This is a genomic window from Galbibacter sp. L-19, from assembly GCF_056857615.1.
Genome location: NZ_JBSXNL010000062.1, coordinates 175,345 through 199,333, shown reverse-complemented (window position 1 = coordinate 199,333; position 23,989 = coordinate 175,345). Strand labels below are relative to the sequence as shown.

Genomic DNA, 23,989 nt, shown 5'->3' with positions numbered 1-23,989 from the left:
TATTGAATTCTATAACACCAAAAGAAGGCATACTGAAATAGGAAAAGTACCACCTGATCAAATTTATAATACAAAAAGAATAGCATCATAAATAATTAGATATATATTTAAACTGTCTTACAGATGGGGAGTAGTGTAATGTTTCCTATTGCTTGAATAGCTTTTATTATTTCCTTTTTAACAACTTCTTCTTCTTTTTCAAAGCTGGTTAACACTTGTTCTAATAGGTTTTCATATTGAAGTTTATAAAGTGCTTTAATTGTTTCTTTTCTTATTAAAGGATTTTCATGATCTAAAAAAGGCGTTATTTTAGGAACATTTTCGAACTGATTAAAATATTGAATCATTCTAATTGAAAAGATGACAACAGTAGATAAATGATGGTTTAGCCAATATGAAAAATCGGGAATCTTTCCAGAATACACATATTTTATGCTGTCTTCAACATAGATAAGTTCCCATAGTGTTAATTCCTCTTTTAAATTCTTAAAAAAAGATAGCGGATCTTCGGTTGCTGTTTTTAGAAAATAATAAATGGCTTGCTCTCTAACTTCTTCTCGTTTCGAATTTAAGTAGGGAGCTACTAGTTTTGGATTTATAACAAAAAGCTCAGATAATGCATATATTGCTCGTGCCTTATCATACCATTCCCCTTTTTTGAGGATATCAAACACAAATTGGTCTAATTCTAACTCTTGGAATATTTTTTTTATGAGAACGGAAGACTCGCCAGTAAAATTTTCATTGTAAACTAAAATTTGTCGGAGGGTTATTTTTTTCTTTAAGGAGGTGTTTAAGTGTTTTATTTTAAAGTCTTCAATTTCTCTTTTTATATCAAAATCATCATTAAACATATAGTTGTTTAAAAATTCATCTGTATTTTCTTGATAAATATGTTTAAGTTTTTCTCGTCTATTTTTGCGAATACGGAAGTAGGTAAGAAACCCTATGCCTATAATTATGAACACTAAAAATATAGCTATAAAAAAAGTATTCACTTTTAATATCCAGGGCCAATTATTTATTATATTTTCTAGGGAGTCCAAAAAATTAATTGTTTTCTATTGTTCTTTTTACCCTTAACGATAATTCGTTAGGACTAAAAGGTTTCGTTATAAAATCGTTTACACCCATTTTGAAGGCATCCATTATAATTTCTTCTTGGTTTGAAGTTGATAGAACAATAATAGGTAACTCAGGAATATTATTTTTTATGTGTTCTATTAGTTCTGTACCGTTAATAAAGGGCAACATCAAATCTGTAATAACAAGCTGAAAAGTCTCATTTTTAAGTATATCTAGCGCCTTCCGGCCATCATGAGCTACTACAATCTCATATCCGTCTTTTGTTAATTTAAATTCCAATGATTTGACTATCATTGGGTTATCTTCAATAATTAATATTTTCTTTTTCATTTAATATTGGGGAATTCCTTTTTTAATTCTGTTACAATCTTTGTATATTCTAGAGAAAGCTTTTCAGCTAAAAAAGAGATTTCTTGATCTTTGACCTCATAACATATATTATTACAGAGCACTTTACTATAATTATTATCAAGCATTTCAAAAGAAGGCTTAATATTATGTGCTATTTCTCGGGCGGTGTTGTATTCTAGATTTTTAATAGCTTGTTTTAATTCATTAATTTTTACATACACAGAGTCTTTAAAAATTTGTAGGGATTCTAATATAAATGCAGTGTCATTGTCGGATAATTGTTTTAAATAATCAAGAGAATACGGCTTGATTTGATTGTTAGAATTCCCAACAGATTCACTAACAAAATAAAGTATCTTATCAAGCTTGCCTTTAGTTATAGGCTTCTTCATGACAAGAAAAAGTTCTTCATTTTTAAGATTTTCTGAAGCACTTTCTTCTATAATAAGTACTGCAGGAATATTTATGTCTAATTCTATAGTTAAATAATCTATTAGCTGAATAGGGGTAAGGGGTTGTATAGCATGATCTATTATAAGAGCATTATAAATAGGATTTTCTTTTATTCTCTGAATGGCTTGAAAACTATTACTTGAAGATTCTATGTTCCAATTATAATTTTCAGAAAGTAGTGAAAACGCATCAACTTCTGATGGGTCACTATTTATAAATAGCATGTTTAAATATTTTGACATTAAGGTAGCAATTGGTCTTTGACTAAAAGTTAGGTTATAAGTAAGAATTAACCAAGTATTTTATAATATTTTTCCTTCTTCTAAATAATGTATTAATACTTCTTTTATTGTTTCATAAACTACAGGTTTTAAAACATACTCGTCCATTCCCTGTTTTAGACATCGTTCTTTTTCTCCTTTCATAGATCTTGCTGTTAATGCAATAATAGGAACATGGCTATTCTCTTTTTCTAAACCCCTTATTTGTTGTGTGGCTTCAAAACCACTCATTAAAGGCATTTGGATGTCCATAAATATGAAATCAACTTTATTATTCTTAAATAGTGCTACTGCTTCCTTTCCATTTTCAGCTTCTATAATAATAGCTTTAGGTAGAATTCTTTGAACTAAAGTTCGAGCTAATAATTTATTTACTGGATTGTCTTCAGCAATAAGTATGGTACAATTTATATTTTCTAATATAATCTGGTTGGTAGTAGCAACTTCAATTTCATCCTTGTTTGGTTTTTCAATACGATTTATAACATTATATAATTGATGATATAGAATTGGCTTTGTAATGTTAAATTGTACTTGAAGTTCTTTACAGGCTTTGTTTATATACTCATCATCTACAGAACTATGTAGTAGCATTATTGGTAATTGATCACTTCCTATTTTAAAACTGTTTCTAATATGCTCAACAACTTCAATTCCGTTTAAATACGGCATATTAAAATCTATAATTAGTAGGTCGAAATTGTTTTTCTGTTCTAAGATTTCTAAAGCCTCAACTCCATTAGAAGCGGCAGTAAAGTTTATATTATTTACCTGAAGCATTTCCTTCAAAATGGTTCGGTTATTACTATTATCGTCCACAATTAATACTTTATGGATGCTTTCATAAGTAGTTATTGCATTTTCACATTCTCCTTTTTCAGTTTTAAAGTCAATTACAAAAGAGAAAGTACTTCCTTTACCTAGTTTGCTTTTAACCTCTAATTTACTCCCCATTAGTTCTAATAAGCGGTTACTTATAGTCAATCCGAGTCCTGTTCCTCCATATTTTCTAGTAGTAGAAGCGTCTTCTTGATCAAAGGCCTTAAATATTCTCGTAAGATTATGAGAAGCTATTCCAACGCCAGTATCTCTAATGGAGAAAACGTATCTCTTAGTTTCATTATCGGTTGGATTTGTTATGCATTTAATAGCTATTTCTACTTCTCCTTGATGTGTAAATTTTACGGCATTTCCTAAGAGGTTTGTTAAAATTTGGCGTAAGCGTATAGCATCTGCATACACAAATCTATCTATGGTAGAGGAAATATCTAATAAGATTTCTAGTTCTTTAGCATGTGCTTGATGTTTAATAATATCTACCGTTTGGCTGCAAAGTTCAATAATATCTACTTTTTCTATGCTCAATTCTAATTTACCAGCTTCAATTTTGGAGAAATCCAATATGTCGTTAATAATGTCTAACAGATGGTTTGCAGAATTGTATACTGTTTGCATGTATTTTTCCTGACTATCGGACAGCGTAGTTTTCATTAATAAATCGGTAAATCCTATTATCCCATTTAGTGGTGTTCGGATTTCATGACTCATATTTGCTAAAAATTCTGATTTCGATCTGTTTGCTTTTTCTGCTTTTTGCTTTGCAACAATTAAAGATGCTTCATAAGCTTTTATAGTGCTTATATCTTGTACAATTCCGTATACTTTGTTGTTTTTATCTAGGCTTTTAGTGCGACCAATAATACGGACCCATTTTTTATTGGATTTAGCAGTAACAAATCGGAGCTCAAGATCAAAAGGAGTTCCTTTTTCCAGCGCTCTATCGGTAGAAATATGTAATTTCTCAGCATCTTCTTCTTGATAAAAGGTAAAAGCATCCTCTCTGGTTGGAGAATAATCATCAGGAACTTCATGTATTTTTTTGGTCATTTCGCTCCAGCTTAAATAATCTTTTTCTTCATCATATTCCCAACTTCCAATCTTTGCTACTTCATTAGATTGATCTAGCATATCCTGCAATCGTAATCGTTCTAAAATACTTTTTTTGAATTGAGTAATATTTGCGGTATACATTAATAAACCGCCTATTTCATTTTCTTTTTTATACCATGGTTTTATTTTCCATGTAATCCATTGTTCTGTTCCATCAGCACGTTCAAACAGAGCCTCACTACATGTGTTTTCTGCTCCTTGTAAGCATTCTTGATGTATTTTTTTCCATTCGTCTCCTATTTCAGGAAATACTTCATAATGAGATTTACCTATTACCTTTTTTGTAATACCATAATCTGTTAACCATTTTTTGGAAGCTGCTTGGTATACCATATTCTTATCAAACATGGCTATAGCAGATGGTGCTTCATCAATAAAAACCTTGTTTTGTCTAGTGCTACTCTCCAGTTCTAATTGAGATTCTTTTTGAGCTGTAATGTCCCAATTAGTACCAGACATTCTTACAGGTTTATTATTTTCTCTGTGGAGCGAGCCTTTAGCTCGAATGTAATGTAAAGAACCATCTGGCCAAATAATTCTGAAATCAGTATCGTAAGTAGCTTTATTGGCTAGTGCATCGTTAAATAAATTCAACACACGGTCAATGTCCTTTGGGTGTAAGCATTTTCTCCAAACCTCAAGAGAAATTTCAGTGTCCTTAGGAGGTAAGCCATATAATTTATACATAGTTTCATCCCATTCTAATTTAGAATTAACTAAGTCCAAATCCCATACCCCAATTATAGAGGCATCTAATGCTGTTAATACTTTCAGGTTGGCGGCTTTAAACTTTTCCTCAGCTAAAACTCTACGAGAAATGTCTCGAAAGGCAACTAAGGTTATAATACCATTTTTTGTCCAAATTGTATTAAGAGTCATTTCCACTGGAACCTCATTTCCATTTTTCTTCAACGCCTTTAATTCAATCATGGACGTATGATTGCCTTTATTTATTTCGGAAATATCGGAATCTTTATTTTTTTGTTTAGAAATATAATCAGTTATATGCAGGTTGTGTTTTTCTTGGTCTTCTTTATGAATTAGTGTGCTTATATTTTTTTCAATTAAATCAGACTCGTCATAACCAAAAACCTTTTTCATGAGGGTGTTAGAAAGCTGTATTTTTAAATTTCTATCAACTATAATTATTGGATCTGGAGTTGCATTTAAATAAGTGGTTGTTATTTGCAATTCTTCTTCAATCCTCATTCTCTCTTTTTCAAGTTTATTTATAGAATGCCCCACTAAAATGAGTATTAATAAGGCTACAGCAATAAAAGCGACTCCAAGAATAGTGATAGAAAAATCTGCTGTAAAATATCCTTTTCGATAACAATAAAGTATTATGTAAGAAATTATAAGCGTAATTAATGCTAGCTGGAAAAATAACCTTTGCATTACAAGGCTTCCTATCTTTTTACCAATAAAAAGTTCTGTAATTCCATAATATGGAAGCATTAAAGAGATTGCTATACTCGCAATAAAAAATCCAATAGCCGTATGTATAGCCATTGAGGAGATAAAGATGATTTTATCTATGGTAGGAATATCAAAAAAGAATGTTACTATAGCTAAAAAAGCAAAAAATGTTACGAGATGAGGTAAGTAAGCTACTATTCTTTTTAATTTCTGGCTTTTTCCAATAATAGAAAATATAGAAATGCTAAGGAGGATAAAAGATAAAGAAGTTGCCATCGACATTCTTCCAGGAGTGGGTTTTCCAAGCATTTGCCCTTTATTATCTGGAACAATTAATTGGTCTATGCCTAAATTAAAATTTCCGATATCTTGCAGTAAAGTAAAAGTGCATAAAACTATTAATAGGATATTTAAGACAAATACAATAGTTGTATTTACTTTTTGCTGAATACAATAAATAGTAATAGTTAGAAGAAAGAAAGATAATGCGGTATTAAACTTCATTGTAGGGAGTCCAGCAATGACTTCTGTCAGCATTTCAATATTAAATAACCATCCTAGAATAGCAGAAATAGATACAAGTAGGATAATAGTGGTTATAGATAATATGGTTTTTTTATATAAATTGGTCTGAACCATTAGCATTTCTTTTTGGGAATTCGCAATACAAGTTATTATATTTTGTTGGAATTAATGAGTTATCTTTTTAATAAAATGAGCGTTTTTTCTTATTTTTAAGGTAAACTTATAGATATGTAATATCTGTATAAAAAATAAGAATTGGATGAAGAAAATTATACGTATATACCTACTAATATTCGTTATTGTATTAATTGCTTGTCAGTCTGATGATGACAGTTCAAACCTACCGAATCCAGAAAACAGCAATGTTATTTTAAATAGTAATAATCTTTCAGAGCGTATAAATTTTAAATCTACAGGGGTGGTTAGTGTAAAAGGAGCTCCTTTAGAGAATCCTGAAGAAGTTTCTGAGAAAAATTCAAGTAAAATTCCTGGAGAAGATAAGGTAGCTAGTGATCTTCCGCTTGTGCAAATAGCTAAGGTTTCTGCGCCAGTTTATAATGGTACTGTATTAAGAGCAACACATGTAGCTATAAATGGTAACTATGCATACGTTTCTTATAATGTGGAAGGAGATACATATTTAGGAGCTGTGGATGTAATAGATATTTCAAACCCGTTAAATCCTTCAGTGGTATTACAAGCTATATTCCCAAATACAGATATAAGTTCATTAGATTTTTATCAAAATGCATTATACATGGCTGGAGCAAATCCATCAATGAGTACCGATGATGCAAACCCAGCTTTCATACTTAAAATGGAATTACAGGATGGGCTTCTTACCGAAAACTTAACTATAATGGACATGCCGGGATATGTAGCAACAGATGTTGTGGTAAATACCAATGGCGTTTTTGGAGTTTCGGGAGACAATGGTATTTTGGGGAAATATAATCTAAATACCCAACAACTAGATCAAGATGCTTTTTTAACAGATTTAAGAGCTGTAGAAATTTATAACGACAATAAAATTATTGTATTGAGTGGTACAGAGGGAATTCATGTGTATAATTCTAGTAATTTAAATGAAACCAATAGTTTCGAAACCAGTCAAGATGTAGCAGAAGCAAAGCGAACCATTGATTTTTATAAAAATAATGTGTTGGTTTCTGAGGGGCCTAAAGGCTTAGGGGTATACCAAATTAGTAATGGATCTAAAGTAGCAACAATAGATATTCCTGAAGTTGATTCTGAGGAGGCTATCAACCCTAATGACGTTGTTACCAATGCTGTTTCTGTAGAGAACGAACATATTTTTACTGCAAATGGAGCTGGAGGAGTTTCTGTTTATAAAATAAATGATGCTATAAATAATTTCATCACCATAGGAACTCTTAATTTAGAAGGGTCTGCAAACTATATAAAAAGTAAGAATGACTATATTTTTGTTGCAGATGGTAAAGAGGGATTAAAAATACTTAAAACAGTTACCACTCCAGATTCTGGAAGCGGGATTGTATGTTCAGATTACCCTCCATATACAGGGGGGTATTGGCTAAATGTAAATTCTAATAGAGAGGAGGCTTATAGCGGGTCTGCTAGTTTAATGGGGGTTAATGTAAACGCTAAGGCCAATCTTGTTTTTTGCGGTGCTCTTGCGGTAAATAAAGGGGTTAATGTAAATAGTAAAGGAACATTTTTAATAAAAGGAGCATTAGCTCAAGGCACTACAAAAGCTCCGTATAATGCTTTAATTGTTAATAATGATGGAGTGTTACAGATAGAAGGAAGCTTGGTTATATACGGAAATATGATTTTAAATAATGGGGCAACTCTCCAATTTTTAGGGAGTGAGTCTTCCATAACAGTTTACGGAAAAGTGACTAAAAATGGTAATGTAACTATTACCGGAGATTATACAGATACATTCAATAGCCTGAAATAACCCTCTCTTATTCAATTCTTCTAAGTTTCACACCTAATTTTTAGCAAAATATTAGGTTTAATAATCGATGGGATATCAATTATTATTTATAATTTTAAAAGGATAATTTTTTAATTTCTGAAGAATGAAAAATCGAATACTAGTTTTATCTCTTATATTTTTCTCCTTGAAAGGATATTGTCAGACCGCTAATGATTCAATTAAGTTGCCTTCATTAAATTCGTTTTACTTATCATCAAGTAAGCTAGATTTTAATGAATTTAATTATTCTTACAATTTAAAGAAGCAATTAATACCATATATTCTAAAGGTAGATGGAATTAATGCTGATAATGTGTATCCAATATCTTTTAAGAATTATTTTTTTAAAGATTATTATGATATTTATAATGATAATTTAGAAAGGTTTATACCAAAACCTCCAGATATAACTACACATTTAATTCCATTTGAATGATAGGAATAACCATTTTGTAAATGATTCAATATTTTTAGAATTCAATATAGAGGTGTCAAAAATGTAGAATTCTTCTTATTCAGATCAACCACAATTTTTGCATAAACTACTAAATAGCCAGAGGTAAATGTTACCCTTTAGCTATATCCTGTATAATTTGTTGAATTTGCTTTTTAAGCACTGGTATGTCATTAACTGCTGCATCCCAAATAGTGTCCAATTGAAGTCCAAAATATTCATGGGTCATAAAATTACGCATCCCTTTCGTTTGATTCCACGCCACATCAGGATATTTTTGTTTTAAATCATCTGAAATATGGTTGGAAGCCTCTCCAATTATTTCAAGATTTCTTATTACAGAATCTTGTTCAATCCATTTTTCCTCAAAATTATCATAGGTCTTTATAATCTTAACCAATTCTTCTATTTAGGCAATACATTCCTGTATATGCTCCAACCTGAATAGATTTTTATTCATTGCCATAGATAATGTTTAAGTCATTTAAAATATAAGGCTTAAGTTTCGGGTTGATATATTTTTCGGATACTAAGTCTACTTTTTTGTTCAGCTTTTTTTCTAAATCCTGTTTTAATCCTATTAACTTGAATAGACCAATAGTATTTTTAAACTGATATAATATATCAATATCACTACTTTCTGTAGCTTCACTTCTTGCCACAGAACCAAACACCCCAATTTTAGTAGGATTAAATGGTTTCATAGCATCAATAATAATGTCTATTTGACTTTGTGTTAGCATATATCAAAGATAGCAAATTACATGATTAATATGAATTTACGTAAATAGTGACTTTTTAGTGGAAATTCGTAAAATACAGTTAATGTAGTTAAACCTGCATTACAAAAGCTTATAAAAGCAAAAAATCCAGCCTATTTTGTAGACTGGATTTTAATTTTGCTACCCTCTTGGGCTCGAACCAAGGTTGGGATATTTAGTATTTTCCAGCTATGTAGTTAACTCATCAGCTTTTGTTACCGAATTGTATGCCTTTTTTTAATTTATTATAATACTGTAATTCTTATTCTAAATATAAAATAAAAATAGTTTTTAACTAGCTATCCCGCTAATAAAAGTTTCTACAAACTCTGTTATTTTATTTGTAATTCTCTCTGCTACAGTGGCTCTTTCTTTAAGCTTAGGGCGCTTATTCATCATGTTTATAACATCATCCCTCAAAGGTTTCTTTTCGGTGAACAGAAAGTCTCCTATTACATCCTGTAACTGCTCTATATCTAGATTTTCCTCTTTACTCATAGAAGAGATTGCTTTTGCTTTCTCCTTGCTCCAAAAGTCATCAAACTCACTCTCTATCATTTCTGTATCTTCAATAAGCGGTAAATGTTCTTGAATGAATTTTTCAATTAACTCTCTCTTACTTCTTAACTGAGTTTCACTAGCTAATATTTCTTTAATGGCCTTGGTCTTACTCTCTTTTTCAGAAGCAGGAGCATCTTTTATATTTGCTAGTAATTTTAAAATGTATGCTACATTTATTTCATCTCTATGGATAAGCTCTAATTCAAAATCGACATCGTTTAAAATGGAAACTTTTTCTTTAGAGGGAGTAGACTTTGTTTTTTCATATAAATCGAGGTATTTACTTTTATAGTCTTCAAACAGCTGCTCCTCCATATCCACATCTTCATAAGAGAATTCTGTAAAAGTGCTCAATACATTTTTTACCCGCATTAAGGCTCTAAACTTCTTTATAAACTCTAATTCCTCTTCTTCATCTTTTAATTTATCTACACTACTTACACTGGGTGCAACTTTAATTAAGTTCTTTAATGCTTCCTTAAATGTTTCTATATAATCTTCATAAGGGGCTAAGATAATTTCATCTTTAGCATTGGGATTAGAAAAGAGTGTAATAGCATCGTCTGTGGCTTGTTTTAAGTTTCTAAAACATACTATATTCCCTTGTGATTTAACTGTGTCTAATATCCTGTTTGTTCTAGAAAAGGCTTGTATGAGTCCGTGGTACTTTAAATTCTTATCTACATATAATGTATTTAATGGTTTACTATCAAAACCTGTAAGAAACATGTTTACAACCAATAAAATATCTACTTGTTTGTTTTTTACTCGTTTTGCAATATCATTATAGTAGTTGTAAAAATCCTGAGAGTTTTTTGTGGAGTAATTAGTGCCATACATGCCATTGTAATCGCTAATAAAACGATCTAACGAATCTCTAGAATGCTCATTTTGATACTCGGCATCTGGTTCTGCTGCCTGAAGAAATTCTGGGTCTGGAATATACCCATTTGCATCTTTATCATCTTCATTGGCTTGGTAGGAAAATATAGTAGCAATTTTTAAGTTATGTGCTCCTTGCTCTTTTTTCTGCTGAAATAAATCGTAGTATTTTATTAAAGAATCTACACTACTTGTACAGAACATTCCTGTAAAAGTTTTATTGTGTGTTTTTCTAGCATGATTTTTAATAATATAATCCGTAACTGCTTCCAATCGTTCAGGGGCATTGAGTACTTCTGCATCGTCTATATCTTCAATCTGAAGGTCTTGTATGTGTTCCTTTTGCTTAAAAGTTTGGATATATTCAATAGAGAAACGAAGTACATTTCCGTCCCTAATAGCATCGGTAATAACATATTTATGTAAACAATCTTCAAAAAGCTCTTTTGTGGTTCTTTTACCTAAGGCATTACTAACTGCATTTTCAGCAAAAATGGGAGTTCCTGTAAAACCAAACATCTGTGCTCCTTCAAAAAAAGCTTTTATTCTATTATGAGTTTCTCCAAATTGGCTACGGTGACATTCATCAAAAATAAAAACAATTCGCTCTTCTTTTAAATGCTTAATTCTGTTTAAATACCGCTGTTTAGAAATGGCAGTATTTAGTTTTTGAATAGTAGTTACAATTAATTTTGTATGGTCTTCTAGCTGTTTTACTAGGTTATTGGTGTTGCCCGTACCGTCTATACTCCCTTTACTAAAACTATTAAATTCTTTGGTGGTTTGGTAATCTAAATCTTTTCTGTCGACTACAAATATTACTTTATCGACATTTGGAAGTTGTGTAAGTAACTGACTTGCTTTAAAAGAGGTTAGTGTTTTTCCAGATCCTGTTGTATGCCAAATATACCCATTCTTGGTGCTAGTTTTAACTCGCTCAACAATAGCTTCCGTAGCATAATATTGGTAAGGGCGGAGCACCATGAGCATTTTTTGAGCTTCATTAAGGACTACATATTTAGTAATCATTTTAGAAACATGGCAAGGCTCTAAAAATACATTGGCAAAATCTTTTAACTGAGTAATGATTTTGTTGTTTTGCTCGCTCCAGAAAAAGGTTTGTTTAAAACTCTGTTTCTTATTATTAGCATAGTACTTTGTGTTTACACCATTACTTATAACAAATAGTTGTACATACTGAAATAAGCCTGTATTAGCCCAAAAAGAATGCCTATGATACCTGTTTATTTGGTTAAAGGCTTCTTTAAGCTCTAAGCCTCTTCTTTTAAGCTCTATTTGTACTAATGGCAAGCCATTTATAAGTAAGGTAACATCGTATCTGGTTTTATAACTTCCCTCTTGTGTAATTTGCTGTGCTACCTGAAACTCATTTTGGCACCAATGAATTTGATTTATAAACTCTAAATACCCTGTTTCTCCGTTGTCTTTGGTGTATTGTACTTTATCTCTTAGAGTTTTAGCCTTTTCAAATACATTTCCCTTGCTTAGATGATTCGTTACTTGTGCAAATTCAGCATCGGATAGCTTAGTTTTATTATGCTTCTCTAATTGTGCTTTTAAGTTGGCAAGTAATTCTTTTTCATCTTTTAGAATAACCTTTTTATAGCCTAAGTCTGCTAACTGCTCTATAAGGTTATTTTCTAGTATTTGTTCTGGCTGTTTAGTCATAGCAATTAAAAAAGGTTAATTTCTTAATAAAATAGAATTATAAAAAATTAAAACTAGATGTTAATTGTTCGATATTATAGCTTCCATCATTTGGGTTAAAGCTAAAAATAGTTTTATAATAAGCATCAGTACAAATAATTAAATAGGGTAATTCAGTATTTACAACTACCTCATTCGTTTCTGTATTTGTAATTACAATTGGGATGTCTTCTAAATAATTCCCTATAAATTTTTCGTTTGGATTGTCAGGATCAAACTGAGCAAGATGAATAGAAATTATTAATTCTTCATTAACTGCTCCCTCTTGTGAATGGTTATAGGTAGTTTCATTTAACCCTTCTGCTGGTTCAAAAATGGCATCATTATCATCAAAATAATAATTTAATTCATAATAAAAATATTCTGCTGTAACACTACATCGGTCGATATGTCCTGTTATTTTTAACTCAACCTTATAGTTTGATGTGATGGTTTTAAACATCTTTTCTTCCCCATAAGTAGTTCCTTTTTCGTTGGTAGCATAAGCTCTTAAATAATAGGTGGTGTTACTTGTTAAACCTGTAACTTCTGAATCGAAATCTAGATTTTCAGAATCATTTTCTACTACATTATCTTCTATTGTTGGGCTTGGCGAGGTGCTCCAGCATACTCCTTTGTTTATAATGCTTCCACCGCCATCATTATTAATAACTGCTCCACTTTTTACGCTATTGTGGGTAATATTTTGAATGTTTTTAGTTTCTATTTCTATATCTCCCACAGAAGTAGTAAACTCTACTTGATTGCCGTAATACTCTCCTGTAGGATTTACAAAAAATGTCCTTACATAATACTTGGTGTTTGGTTCTAGATTTGTTACTTCGTACGATATGTTGTCTCCATTTATTTCTAGTACAGTATCGTCTGTTTTAGGGAAGGTAGTTTTTGCATACACAAAACCTTGAGTAGTAACCGTACTCTCACAGGTTGGCGGGGTTATTAGTCCGTTAAATTCAGCACTAACATCTGTAATATTTTCTACTTCTTCCGTAAGTAGGGTAGGTGTAATGGAGCAATTGGTATCCGTTTCGTCATCTGTTTCATTAGAGCATGAGATTAGAAAAAATAATACAAAAATAAGGTGGTAGGTAAATTTCATTATATAGTTTTAATTATAGTATTCTTTAGTTTGTTTAAAGTTCACTTTAACAAAGACAATTCTACAGCAGTCTTTTTAAATATTGGGAACTTTTTGGTTGTTTAGATATTCTGACTTCTTTGAAAATATTTTAACTCATAGTGTGCAACCGAAAGTTCTTCCGTCTTTGCCAAGTCCCTAACTGCTGCTATAATTTTTTCGTATTCTTTTGAATCGCTCATTTGTGTCCAAGAAGCAATCTTTTTCATTTTAAGAATAGATTGTATCCTTCTATCTACAGGAAAATGTGGTGGTGTAGGAATCTCTTTTAAGCACCATTTATATTTTAAATATAAATTTAATAGCTTTTGACTAACTCCAAAGTTTAACTTTCCATTACTTAAAATATTGTTTTCTTTATTATAGTTAATTGTATAGTTTACTATTGAGTTTATGTTGTTTATATGGGCTTCATCGGTAATACCTTCCTTGTGGTATTCTTCTAAAACGAGCTTTTCAATATAAAACCTGAGTTCATTTTTAAACTGTTTCTTTTGAGCTTGTGTAGCTGTTTTATTATAAATATTGGCTCGCTGAAAGGCAGCTCCAAATGTTAACACCCAAACTTCATTGTTTAAAAAAGTATCATTATCATTTACTTCCATTTAGATATTTTATATGCTCTTTTATAAAGATTTTTACTTGTGATTCTACTTCTTTTAAAACACTTTCTAAGTTAGCATCTTCTGCGATGTACTTTATAAACTTTTTATCTCCAAGGTTTATTATATACTCAGAATCTTCATTAAAAGTATATGTAAGTAACTGATGGTGCACCCAGTCTGGATTAGTAGTAATGGTGTTGTAATTTTCTACAGGGTATTTTTCTTTATTTAACTGGTCGTACAAACCAATAAAGAAATTTCCATTTACATGCCCTTTGCCGCTAAAACTACTTATGCCAAACATTTTTTTAGGATTCTCTTTTAAAGGTATCCAAATTCCTGAATAACTATCATTAACATTTTTATGTTTCTCTATTGGCTCAAACTCTTCTAATAACTCCCCTGTTTCCTGTAGATTTTTTAAATAAGTATTTAATTTAGTTCTAAAATTTTCTCTTATTTCTTCTAAAACCTTGTTGTATTTAACAGTAATTTGTTCCGCTTCTTCTAGGTGGTTTATTATAAGATTTGTGACTTCTTTTTCCTGTGTATTATCCAAAGTATTTGTTATTTTTTTAATTAACAATAAGTATTGTTTAATGCTCTCTCTAAGTAGGGGTTGCTCTGCGGAAATGTATAAACATTGCTGTAGCCATGCTATAATCTCGTCTCTGTAACTAATAATGGAGAAATCGTTTCCTGTTTCCAACCCTCCTTTACTGCTATTGCTAGGGTCTTTACCATCTATATTGAGGTAATAAACAGTGTTCTTTTCAGTATTATAATTTTTATACCGAACTAATTGGTTGTTTTGGTCTCCTGCATCTATTTTGTTTTCTATAGTGATACAAGTTCCTTTACCATCTTTTATAAGAATATCGATACGACCGCCTGTGGTTTCTTTAACCATGCCTATGTAGTATTCTACAAACACTTTGGCGGTAGGAATGTCTATTGCTGTAGGATGATTAATAACCGACAGAAAAGCCTCTAAAAAAACACCGCCCATTAGGTGAGAACCTTTTGGGTTGAGTAGCTCGGCTAGAAAAGCAGAGTGTGTATTTACTTCTGCTCTTTCCATTTTTAGAATAGAAAAGATATTAAAGGTTTCTCCTTTGGCTATTCTTGAGGCTTCTTGTTGTTTAAGTACTGTCCCTACTTTTTCTAGTAATATTTTCATAGTTGTTGTTTTCTCCATTTTACACAAACAATTGCTGCAACAAGCCTTTTTTAAATTGCTGGGTGTGTTGTAGCTGTGTAGCTACCTTTTCTATTTTGGTATCGATACTGCTTAAAAAGTCTGCTATCTTGGTTTGTTCTTTTTTGGATGGGAGAGAAATTTTAAATGTTGAAAATTCTGTTTTATTTATAATTGGTAAAGTATTATTTGATAGTGTAGCCTTTATTTTAGGTGTCATTTTTAATAGTGAATAATATAAGAATTCAGAAAGCACCTGTTTATTCACTATGACTGAGTTTATCTGTTGATTAGTAATTGAGGGCTGAGTAGTAATAGATATTTTACCTATTGAAGCGATACAAGTATATACTACTGTACCTACTGGTAAGATTTTTATTTTTTTATTATCCTTAACTGTTCTGTTTACCAATAATTGATATTTATTCATTCCAATATCTGTAGGAGTTATAAAAGCTATATTACCATTCCATAAGGCTTTATCGGATGTTTTGGGAGTTTTCCCAGTAACAATGTCTCCAATCTCCCCCAATCTCTTCTCTTCCCAATCTGGGAAATCTTTGCCATTGTCGTCTTTAAAGCGGAGTTGCTGACTAAATAGTTGCTGCATCACTCCTTTTTTGTACTGCTCCAACAATGCTTTTTTCTCGGTTAACAAGCGTATTTTTTCATCTACCGATGTTAAAAAGGAAGCTATTTTTTGTTGCTCAGGGAGGGAGGGGATTAAAACTTTTATTTTTTCGACTTCTTTTTTACTAATTTCAGAAAATGTAGATCCATTTGCTCTTTTATAAAGTTGCTTTTTATTGTTTTTTATTAAATTAAAGACAAAATAGATTGAATTAAGTTTATTAACTATTAAAGATTGAAATCCTTGATTTGTTGTACATTCTTTATTGGCAATTGAAACTTCGCCAATAGTAGCCCTTGTAGTTAATAGTATTGTTCCTTTTGGTAATAAAGTTGCAGAGGATTTTTTTAAACCTAATTCACTTATTTTTCTTGTACTGGATTCTACGTAATTATGTTTTATTTCTGTTGGGGTAAACCAATTAATGTTTCCATTCCAGTATTCTTTATTTGAAGTTGAAGGTGTGCCACCACCTACTACTGAAGCTATTTTATTTATTGCTTTTTTCTTCCATTCTCCTTCAAACTCAGGAAACCGCAAGGTGGGTACTAATTTTTTTTCCTTCATCTTAAAAAGGTTTTTCTATTGCTAGCTCTTTACAAAATGCGGCTATTTCTTTGTCTACAGCTTGTATATTTCCTTCTAAAGCTTGTAATTGCTGTGCTACCGCTTGTAGGTCTACTGGCTCTTCTTCTTCAAAAGTATCTACATACCGTGGGATGTTTAAATTGTAGTCGTTCTCTGCAATTTCTTCTAAAGTAGCTACATAACTGTATTTATCGGTAGTGGTTCTTTCTTTATAAGTATCTATAATTTTATCGATATCTTCTCCTCGTAGCTGGTTTTGGTTTCCTACCTTTTCAAAATGCTGAGAGGCATCTATAAACAGTACATTTTCGGTTTCTGTACGGCATTTACTCAATACTAAAATACAGGTAGGAATGCTTGTTCCGTAAAATATATTGGCAGGCAAGCCTATTACAGCATCGAGGTAGTTTAGGTTTTTTATAAGGTATTCTCGTATGTGTCCTTCTGCAGCTCCTCTAAATAATACACCGTGTGGTAGCACACAAGCCATGGTGCCATTGTCTGCCAATTGGTGAATCATATGTTGTACAAAAGCAAAATCTGCCTTACTGCTAGGGGCTAACTTTCCGTATTGAGAAAACCGTTCGTCGTTGTTGTTTAAAGGGTTGTCTTTTCCTTTCCATTTAGCAGAAAACGGCGGGTTGGCTACAATGGCTTCAAACCGTTGGTCGAGGTGTTGTGGGTTCTCTAGGGTGTCTTCTTGTTTTAAATCGAATTGGCGGTAGTGTACATCGTGTAAAATCATATTCATACGAGCCAAGTTGTAAGTAGTACGGTTGAGTTCTTGTCCGTAAAACTCATCTATATCTTCTACCTCTTTTGCCACTCGTAGCAGTAAAGATCCACTCCCACAGGTTGGATCGTACACACTTTTAAGTCTTTTTTTACCAGCGGTAACTAATTTTGCTAAAATGGTAGATACCTGCTGAGGAGTATAAAATTCCCCTGCTTTTTTTCCTGCTCCAGAAGCAAATTGAGCAATTAAATACTCATAAGCATCTCCTAAAACATCGGCATCGGTATCTTCGAGCTTAAAATCTATTTTATTTAAATGAAACAAGACTTTAGCAATTAGCTCGTTTCTAGCCTCTACCGTTCTTCCAAGTTTGGTGCTTCCTAAATCTAAATCTTCAAAGAGCTTAACAAAATCGTCTTCACTTTCTGTACCCATGGTACTTTGCTCGATACTGTTAAGAATACGCTCTAAATCTTCTAGAATAAAACTGCTTTGCCCTTCATTTTTTGTATTTCCTTTGGCAGCAATGGTATGAAAAAGCTCGTTAGGTTTTAAAAAATAGCCTAGTTTATTAAGAGATTCGTCCATAATAGCATCCAAAGTATCTGCATCGGTTACTTTATGGTAATCGGTTTCTTCTTCTCCCTCTAATAAGTAATTGGCATATATGTATTGTTTTTCCGATAGGTATTTGTAAAATATAAAGCCTAAGATGTAGTCTCTAAACTCATCTGCTCCCATTTTCCCACGGAGGGTATTGGCGATATTCCACAATTGTTGTTCGAGTAGTTTTTTATGATCTTCAGACATTTTTGGTATTTAGTTTAAGCACGAAATGTAAAAATAAACAAATGATTTATTCTAGGTATGAATGTAAGGATATATAAAATGGTTAAAATAAGACATCGGTTAAAAGTCGGGTGCACACCCTAAATTTTCATTATAAGGCTGGATGTGTTTCCAAAATGCTTTTCCTGCACTGTTGAGGTAATCGTAAGAGTAATTAAGTTTTGTATTAGAAGCTACTTGGTATAAGTACTCGCTACAATTATAAGAGTATTCATTCTTTTTAAAACATACAATAGCAAAATAATAAGTTTGATAATCTATGGTGGTAGTGTAAAATGTAACCTTGGAAATTGCCGTACTACTAGGGCTATTATAAGTTGAACCATAGCTTTCAGATTTTACAAATTCCATTAATTCATCGCAAGATTGTGCCTGAGTTCCGTAGGTTAATAACAGCAAAAAGACAGTTAGGATTATGTTTTTCATAGGGTTGTAGTTTATAGATATCAAAACTACTTAACTCTTATAAAAAAGACTTACGGAAAACCGTAATGCTATTATTTAACCCCTTATAAAAGCAATAATTAAATTGTGAATAATAATCTTCAATGCTAAAATAAAAGCTTTTAGAACTCAGTTTAGAGGTGTTAAAATGTAGAATTTTTCTAAAAATATAATATAGCATTATAAATAATAGAATTTATGTTTTAAATATTAAATATGCTGTTGCTTAGTTCTAAAAGAAAAGGAGTAGCATTTCTGCTACCCCTCTTAATTCTATTTATATTTAAATTTGTATCCGCTCGTTTGTTTCCTTTCAGACCTACAGACTCTTGCAATACAGGTTTTAGATATTCCTGTTACCCTGCTGGCTTCTGATACAGAGTCAAATTCGTTAACTATTTTATCTTTTAAATCTATTTGGAGAACTTTCTTTTTCCTGAAATCCAAAATAATGGGATATTTTTCATACAATTTATAACTCCAATAAAATCCTGTGCAAGTTTTATTCTGCCCTAAACAGGTATTGCTTATTGAGTTTTTGTGCACATTAACTGCATTTGCCGCACTTTCTAAACAATCATATTCTGCTAATAATTCACCTTTTTTGCTGTACTGATAAACGGTTTTTTTAATACCACCACCTGAATCGGCATTATATCCATCTTCTTTTGAATTATACTTAAGAATATACTGTTTCTCTTTTTCTGCTAATTCATTATTATTACTTGCGGTGTCTAACTGTACCCAATTAAAGTCCTCTGGTTTAAATGTAGCTATTGCTTTATGTAAGATACTTCCTTTATTAATTCTAGCTTTTAATAAATGGTCGTATTTCCTTGATTCTAAACTGACCGTTGTAGCACCTATATATATTTTATTATTCTTAGTATTTATTACCTTATATATAATTTTTTGATTCATTTTTATTTTACACATGTAAAGACTCCATGGTCTTTTCTAGTCTTGTCCATTACTTCCTTAACTCTATCAGAATCACTCTCTTTACAGTACAGTGCATCATAGACATAAAGAACATATATATCCTCTCTGTTGAGCTTTTCTATTACCTCTGACATGATATCCACCTCTTTCTTAAATAGCAGCCTAGAAGTGCTCTTATAGCCGTTTCGAGTTTTATCTTGTAAGATTTTATTAAGCATTTTTGGTTCATTCTTTTTATAGTAATTAAATAGAATGCTTTTTTTCATATGCTTTGGATTTTTATTAAAAAAGGCTAAATGCTCTCTTTTAACTTCTTTAATTTCTTTTCCCAATGATTTTGCAACATCCTGATGAGTTAGATATTTTATTTTACCCCCATAGATGGATATAGCAATATTTGGATGTAATGCAGTAAAATCTAACTCTACTATCTTTTCTCCGTCAATTAAACACAATTCTCTTATCCAGGAAGGCATAAGATTAAAGCTATCAAACACTCTTCCCCCTGATTTAGAGTCTCCAATAATTGGAGTCATATATCCATGTGAAGTTAAGTGTTTGAACTTCTTTATACTATCTTCAATAAAGCTTCTATTTTCTCTATCTTTATAGTGCTTCTTAGGTTTTTTATTCAAGGATGATAGTTGTTTACCTTTTTTAGTTTTATACCCTTGCTTTATTAACTCTTTTCCATGCTTAATAATTTCTTCATTAGATGGAATTGTAATTCTCCCATATACTGATAATAAATTCTTGCCAATAGGATTTTTTTTAGCCTCTTTTTGTTTTTCAAGAATTAACTGCTTCCTTTTGCTAATGGAATCAGGGTTTTTTAATTTATATGTTGTTAAATCTTTTTCATGAAATTTATCTGTTAGTTTGTATTGTTTTGAAGCTACTCCAGATTGGTATGTTTCACGATTTTTTTTATTTCTTTTACACTCTATTATGGGGTAAGCTCCATACATTAATGCATTTAAAACATGAGTATAGTTATACGTATTCTTATTCCCTTTTTTTAATTGTTTATGTAGAATTTTAGAAGATAGACATTTATACCCTTCATCATTCTCTTTAAAGATAGTGGATGTTAAGTTTGATACCATAATTAAGCATTTTTCAACAGCTATATCCTTATTCTTATCTATCCTGTTGAGGATATTCTTTGGTAATCTTTCTATTGCTCTTTTAACTCCTCTAGGAATTGAAATGGTTTTAGCTCTGCATAACGGAGTCGGAAAAGTGTCATTAAAAAGACTTAAAAATTTTCCGTAAAATACTCTTAAAACCCTTGCTGTAAAAGGGTTTTCTGTTGTTAATATATCTGTAGATAAAGGGGTAACATAGTTAGTAGTAATTGTACTAATACTAGTTACCAGTTTAATATTATTATAATACATTTATTTATAATATAATTAATGTCCTTTTACCTATTTACTATACATATCTAGAATTATATGTTAGTATATAGGCATATCAAAATATGTCCTTTATGGAATTTTGTTTGAAGCTTAAATTTTTATAATATAATTTGAAGAATTTTGTAATTTAATGTCCTTAGCTTCATTTGAATTTTTGCAAAAGAAAGAATAATTTTTTTAATAACCAAAAAAAATATTACTTTTTTAAATAAATAAGAGCTCAAGTTGTGTTGAGCCCTTATTTTACTGCTGTTATAAAGGGTTATTTATTAAATAAATAATTACTTTTAAGTATCTACTTATATATAGATAATAGATTTAACCTCATTATTCGATTATAATATTGAAATGATAGTAGTAATATGCTTCCCCGTGAATTATATAAACTGTTATTAAAGAGCTACTTATTTTTACTTGCTCTACAGATACTAATTCTCCCTCTTTCATTGTGGCAATATTGTATTTCAATTCAACCTTAAACGGACATTTTAGCTCTATAATTCGACCGTAAAAGGTAACTACAAGAATACTATATGGGGAAGCATATTTTAACAAATCAGCCCATTGCTTCTCATTCATAAACTGTAGAAATATGAATAAATTAATTATTTAAAAACCAATTTGGTGTTCCGTTTTTTAATGAAACACCTATGTTTTGGACTAGCTCGAAAGAGTTTACCGATCGTTCTAAGAAACTATCTATATAACTGGATTTATTTGCCTCGGTTAATAAATTATATAACCGCCATAGGTTGATATCTCCATTAGAATTTCTACTGAAATTTGAACAATTATAATATTCTTTAACTACATTGTTAATCTGTGAGTCGTTTAATAGTACAGGGAATATGCCGCACTGTTCGTTTTTTGGTAAATGTTGGTACATCCTTAATCTACCTATAAGGTGGGCAAACTGCTTTTCAGAAAGAGAGTGTGAGCTCATATTGTTGAGAGCTTCTATTTGCTCTTGCTGATTGTATTCTTTAAATAAGTTTAAAATGCCTGTATGTAATTCTGAAATAGAAGAAATTCTAATTTCATTACATAAACCATCTGTGCTTACACATAGGTTTGTGCACACTTTGTTTTGAAACCCTATAAAAACTTTAAATTTCTCAACTGTTTTTTTACTATAAAGATTCTCTTGATTTAAAGATCGCACTCCACCTACAGTTAAAGAAAGGGTGTTGTTTTGTATCTTAGTCTGTATTTGAGGTATTTCAATTAGGAAAGCACATCTTTCATAATAAATGGTTTTTTCATGCTCTACGAGCTCTTTTACGGGCTTTCCTATGGCAGACGGTATTCTTCCCTTAATCATATGAGAAACTCTGATATTAGGCTTGTTTGGAGTAAATTCAGGAAGTAAATCCTCAACTATGTTTTGAGTTTCATTAATAAATTCATAATGGCTTATTGTGGTTTCGTTATCCTTACTAAATACTGGGATAATACAATCGTTTTTTAAATGATTTAATGTTACTTCAACTGTATTTGCTCCTATAAATTGTTTATTCTCATTTATAGATAAAACTTCCTCGTCTCTAATTACATGGTTGTTAGTTATGATTTCCATTTTTTTTATTTTTTTGGTGATTTAATACTTCTGAATCGTTTAATAAGTGAGTTTTGATGTTTTCTAACTCAGTTTTTTTCTCTATTATAAGAGGTTGAATTTGTGACTTAATAAAATGATATTTATTGTAAAGGTGACGTAAGCCTTCAATAGTAGTACATTCATTAATTTCATCTTTTATCTTATCTATAGAATATATGCCTTGGCCCCATTCCACTAATTTCTTCCCAGTTGTGGAGTTAATAACAAACTCAGGTTTATTCATAAATAGACCAGTTCTGTCTTTTGATGCTTTAGCTAAGTGTTTATCATTAATCAGTTCTAAGTTTACCGTAAGTTCATATTCAAATCCTTCTCTTGTTATTTCTTTAGTACCATGTTTTACTACTTTTGTTTTACCATTCATATCTGATTCCATTGAATAATCTATTTTTCTACGAACAGTTGTAATTACATGACATTTAGATTGTAAAATTGCATCTATAAAAGCAGTATGGCGAGGGGTTATTTTAGCCCAATCTTGGAACCGACCTCCCAATTTTTCATGAATTTCCAAACATCCTCCTTTGCCTTGCCATTCGTGTGTTATGCTATCAATAATAATAACCTCCATTTTAGCATTTTCACAGGCTCTAATGGCTTGAATATACCGTTCTGGGCTATATGGTTCATTTAATTGTAAAACATTAAAATCGCCCAGATTTGCATATAAATTAGCACTGTTGTTTTCTGTATCTATTATGGCTATTTTAGTCCAATCGTTTGTTATGCCATAGGCTAATAGTAATGCGGAATACGTCTTGCCAAACCCTGATGCTCCAGAAAGACCTATTCTAAGTTTAATTATTTCTCTTTGAGCTACTTGTAATTTCATAATTCTATTTTTTATTAACCATATAACAAAAAAAGAGCTCCATAATAGGAACTCTTTAAATCTGTTATATTAAGTTTTAGTTAGATAATTTTTTCATTAGCATTCATAACATGTTGATTTAAGACTTCTAAATTCTCATCAACATACTCCCAGCGATGGGTAAGCTGTAATACCTCTCCGCTATCTTCAATTACATATTGATAGGGTTCGCAATCTATTCGTCTAATTTCTCCATTAAACTGAGTGCCTACTAAATTTTTGCATGTTTCTTTATCAAAAGTTGTAGGAACTGTGCTTGTTCTAGCAGTAAAATAAATCCTTCCTGTTTTTTCACTTTTAACAGGTTCAACACCTCCTTGAAGTATTAAAGCATAGAAACTCTCACCTTCACTTTTGGTGATGGTCTTAAAATCTTTTACGGTTACCATAATTTTAAAAGTTATAAGTTATACAATGACGGGGGTGTCCCCCCAATTACTAAAGCAGGGGGGGTGATGTATGGATTGTTACTCGTTTATACAGATTGTAAATCCAAAAAAGAGAGTCTATTTCGTGTAGGGTTTTCTGTAT

Annotated in this window: 21 protein-coding genes; 2 read left to right on the top strand and 19 right to left on the bottom strand. The window is 31.1% G+C overall.

All coding sequences use genetic code 11. From position 1 onward, the window contains the following. Positions 1-107: 107 nt before the first annotated feature. The 4 genes from AC13CQ_RS12330 to AC13CQ_RS12315 form a co-directional block, all read right to left on the bottom strand. Entirely contained in the window at positions 108-968 is an 861-nt protein-coding gene (locus AC13CQ_RS12330) for a HEAT repeat domain-containing protein (RefSeq protein ID WP_474507527.1), read from the bottom strand. Positions 969-1,050: 82 nt separating this feature from the next. Then, the gene (locus AC13CQ_RS12325) at positions 1,051-1,416 is read right to left on the bottom strand and encodes a response regulator transcription factor (protein ID WP_335587113.1); all 366 of its coding nucleotides are present in this window, start codon (positions 1,414-1,416) and stop codon (positions 1,051-1,053) included. Further along, complete coding sequence (locus tag AC13CQ_RS12320; protein WP_456867961.1) at positions 1,413-2,114, bottom strand: Hpt domain-containing protein; 702 nt, start codon at positions 2,112-2,114, stop codon at positions 1,413-1,415. Before AC13CQ_RS12320 ends, AC13CQ_RS12325 begins: the two co-directional genes overlap by 4 nt. A gap of 78 nt (positions 2,115-2,192) precedes the next feature. Further along, entirely contained in the window at positions 2,193-6,179 is a 3,987-nt protein-coding gene (locus AC13CQ_RS12315) for a response regulator (RefSeq protein ID WP_474507526.1), read from the bottom strand. Positions 6,180-6,324: 145 nt separating this feature from the next. On the opposite strand from AC13CQ_RS12315, the gene AC13CQ_RS12310 reads away from it, so the two are divergent. Next, positions 6,325-8,010 carry an LVIVD repeat-containing protein gene (locus AC13CQ_RS12310; protein ID WP_456867959.1) on the top strand — a complete coding sequence of 562 codons (1,686 nt, stop codon included), beginning with the start codon at positions 6,325-6,327 and terminating at the stop codon, positions 8,008-8,010. A gap of 124 nt (positions 8,011-8,134) precedes the next feature. After that, the gene (locus AC13CQ_RS12305) at positions 8,135-8,467 is read left to right on the top strand and encodes a hypothetical protein (protein ID WP_335587117.1); all 333 of its coding nucleotides are present in this window, start codon (positions 8,135-8,137) and stop codon (positions 8,465-8,467) included. 130 nt (positions 8,468-8,597) lie between these two features. Here AC13CQ_RS12305 and AC13CQ_RS12300 read toward each other — a convergent pair whose 3' ends face one another. The 15 genes from AC13CQ_RS12300 to AC13CQ_RS12230 form a co-directional block, all read right to left on the bottom strand. Continuing rightward, positions 8,598-8,885, bottom strand: coding sequence for a HepT-like ribonuclease domain-containing protein (locus AC13CQ_RS12300; RefSeq protein WP_456867958.1), 288 nt, complete (start codon positions 8,883-8,885; stop codon positions 8,598-8,600). 52 nt (positions 8,886-8,937) lie between these two features. Then, a complete protein-coding gene (locus AC13CQ_RS12295) occupies positions 8,938-9,228 on the bottom strand; it encodes a nucleotidyltransferase family protein (protein WP_456867957.1) in 291 nt (96 codons plus the stop codon). 309 nt (positions 9,229-9,537) lie between these two features. Then, entirely contained in the window at positions 9,538-12,378 is a 2,841-nt protein-coding gene (locus AC13CQ_RS12290) for a type I restriction endonuclease subunit R (RefSeq protein WP_482882925.1), read from the bottom strand. 37 nt (positions 12,379-12,415) lie between these two features. Next, positions 12,416-13,516 (bottom strand): hypothetical protein, encoded by a 1,101-nt coding sequence (locus tag AC13CQ_RS12285; RefSeq protein WP_482882924.1) that lies wholly within the window; start codon positions 13,514-13,516, stop codon positions 12,416-12,418. 101 nt (positions 13,517-13,617) lie between these two features. Then, the gene (locus AC13CQ_RS12280; RefSeq protein ID WP_335587120.1) at positions 13,618-14,160 is read right to left on the bottom strand and encodes a hypothetical protein; all 543 of its coding nucleotides are present in this window, start codon (positions 14,158-14,160) and stop codon (positions 13,618-13,620) included. Then, entirely contained in the window at positions 14,147-15,340 is a 1,194-nt protein-coding gene (locus AC13CQ_RS12275) for a PDDEXK-like family protein (RefSeq protein ID WP_335587121.1), read from the bottom strand. Before AC13CQ_RS12275 ends, AC13CQ_RS12280 begins: the two co-directional genes overlap by 14 nt. Positions 15,341-15,359: 19 nt before the next feature. Beyond that, the gene (locus AC13CQ_RS12270; RefSeq protein WP_335587122.1) at positions 15,360-16,556 is read right to left on the bottom strand and encodes a restriction endonuclease subunit S; all 1,197 of its coding nucleotides are present in this window, start codon (positions 16,554-16,556) and stop codon (positions 15,360-15,362) included. A 1-nt stretch (position 16,557) separates the two neighbouring features. Then, positions 16,558-18,123 carry a type I restriction-modification system subunit M gene (locus AC13CQ_RS12265; RefSeq protein WP_335587123.1) on the bottom strand — a complete coding sequence of 522 codons (1,566 nt, stop codon included), beginning with the start codon at positions 18,121-18,123 and terminating at the stop codon, positions 16,558-16,560. 99 nt (positions 18,124-18,222) lie between these two features. Continuing rightward, positions 18,223-18,588, bottom strand: a complete 366-nt coding sequence (locus AC13CQ_RS12260; protein WP_335587124.1) for a hypothetical protein — start codon at positions 18,586-18,588, stop codon at positions 18,223-18,225. A 291-nt stretch (positions 18,589-18,879) separates the two neighbouring features. Continuing rightward, on the bottom strand, positions 18,880-19,527 hold the full coding sequence (locus AC13CQ_RS12255) for an NUMOD1 domain-containing DNA-binding protein (RefSeq protein ID WP_335587125.1): 648 nt from the start codon (positions 19,525-19,527) through the stop codon (positions 18,880-18,882). Between the two features lie 2 nt (positions 19,528-19,529). Further along, positions 19,530-20,948 (bottom strand): hypothetical protein, encoded by a 1,419-nt coding sequence (locus tag AC13CQ_RS12250; protein ID WP_335587126.1) that lies wholly within the window; start codon positions 20,946-20,948, stop codon positions 19,530-19,532. 348 nt (positions 20,949-21,296) lie between these two features. Continuing rightward, positions 21,297-21,548, bottom strand: coding sequence for a hypothetical protein (locus tag AC13CQ_RS12245; protein ID WP_335587127.1), 252 nt, complete (start codon positions 21,546-21,548; stop codon positions 21,297-21,299). A 22-nt stretch (positions 21,549-21,570) separates the two neighbouring features. Continuing rightward, positions 21,571-22,545, bottom strand: coding sequence for a DUF3871 family protein (locus AC13CQ_RS12240; protein ID WP_335587128.1), 975 nt, complete (start codon positions 22,543-22,545; stop codon positions 21,571-21,573). Further along, positions 22,529-23,419 carry an AAA family ATPase gene (locus AC13CQ_RS12235; protein ID WP_335587129.1) on the bottom strand — a complete coding sequence of 297 codons (891 nt, stop codon included), beginning with the start codon at positions 23,417-23,419 and terminating at the stop codon, positions 22,529-22,531. The genes AC13CQ_RS12240 and AC13CQ_RS12235 overlap by 17 nt, the downstream gene beginning before the upstream one ends. An 80-nt stretch (positions 23,420-23,499) precedes the next feature. Continuing rightward, positions 23,500-23,847: a hypothetical protein gene (locus tag AC13CQ_RS12230; RefSeq protein WP_335587130.1), complete on the bottom strand. Its 348-nt coding sequence runs from the start codon at positions 23,845-23,847 to the stop codon at positions 23,500-23,502. Between the last annotated feature and the right edge of the window lie 142 nt (positions 23,848-23,989).

Bases quoted from the DNA above. Each gene is read 5' to 3' on its own strand.
- AC13CQ_RS12280 (WP_335587120.1), bottom strand. From the start codon at position 14,160: ATGGAAGTAAATGATAATGATACTTTTTTAAACAATGAAGTTTGGGTG.
- AC13CQ_RS12260 (WP_335587124.1), bottom strand. From the start codon at position 18,588: ATGAAAAACATAATCCTAACTGTCTTTTTGCTGTTATTAACCTACGGA.
- AC13CQ_RS12240 (WP_335587128.1), bottom strand. From the start codon at position 22,545: ATGGAAATCATAACTAACAACCATGTAATTAGAGACGAGGAAGTTTTA.
- AC13CQ_RS12290 (WP_482882925.1), bottom strand. From the start codon at position 12,378: ATGACTAAACAGCCAGAACAAATACTAGAAAATAACCTTATAGAGCAG.
- AC13CQ_RS12245 (WP_335587127.1), bottom strand. From the start codon at position 21,548: ATGAATGAGAAGCAATGGGCTGATTTGTTAAAATATGCTTCCCCATAT.
- AC13CQ_RS12295 (WP_456867957.1), bottom strand. From the start codon at position 9,228: ATGCTAACACAAAGTCAAATAGACATTATTATTGATGCTATGAAACCA.
- AC13CQ_RS12230 (WP_335587130.1), bottom strand. From the start codon at position 23,847: ATGGTAACCGTAAAAGATTTTAAGACCATCACCAAAAGTGAAGGTGAG.
- AC13CQ_RS12250 (WP_335587126.1), bottom strand. From the start codon at position 20,948: ATGTATTATAATAATATTAAACTGGTAACTAGTATTAGTACAATTACT.
- AC13CQ_RS12310 (WP_456867959.1), top strand. From the start codon at position 6,325: ATGAAGAAAATTATACGTATATACCTACTAATATTCGTTATTGTATTA.
- AC13CQ_RS12320 (WP_456867961.1), bottom strand. From the start codon at position 2,114: ATGCTATTTATAAATAGTGACCCATCAGAAGTTGATGCGTTTTCACTA.
- AC13CQ_RS12305 (WP_335587117.1), top strand. From the start codon at position 8,135: ATGAAAAATCGAATACTAGTTTTATCTCTTATATTTTTCTCCTTGAAA.
- AC13CQ_RS12315 (WP_474507526.1), bottom strand. From the start codon at position 6,179: ATGGTTCAGACCAATTTATATAAAAAAACCATATTATCTATAACCACT.
- AC13CQ_RS12285 (WP_482882924.1), bottom strand. From the start codon at position 13,516: ATGAAATTTACCTACCACCTTATTTTTGTATTATTTTTTCTAATCTCA.
- AC13CQ_RS12325 (WP_335587113.1), bottom strand. From the start codon at position 1,416: ATGAAAAAGAAAATATTAATTATTGAAGATAACCCAATGATAGTCAAA.
- AC13CQ_RS12275 (WP_335587121.1), bottom strand. From the start codon at position 15,340: ATGAAAATATTACTAGAAAAAGTAGGGACAGTACTTAAACAACAAGAA.
- AC13CQ_RS12255 (WP_335587125.1), bottom strand. From the start codon at position 19,527: ATGAATCAAAAAATTATATATAAGGTAATAAATACTAAGAATAATAAA.
- AC13CQ_RS12235 (WP_335587129.1), bottom strand. From the start codon at position 23,419: ATGAAATTACAAGTAGCTCAAAGAGAAATAATTAAACTTAGAATAGGT.
- AC13CQ_RS12270 (WP_335587122.1), bottom strand. From the start codon at position 16,556: ATGAAGGAAAAAAAATTAGTACCCACCTTGCGGTTTCCTGAGTTTGAA.
- AC13CQ_RS12265 (WP_335587123.1), bottom strand. From the start codon at position 18,123: ATGTCTGAAGATCATAAAAAACTACTCGAACAACAATTGTGGAATATC.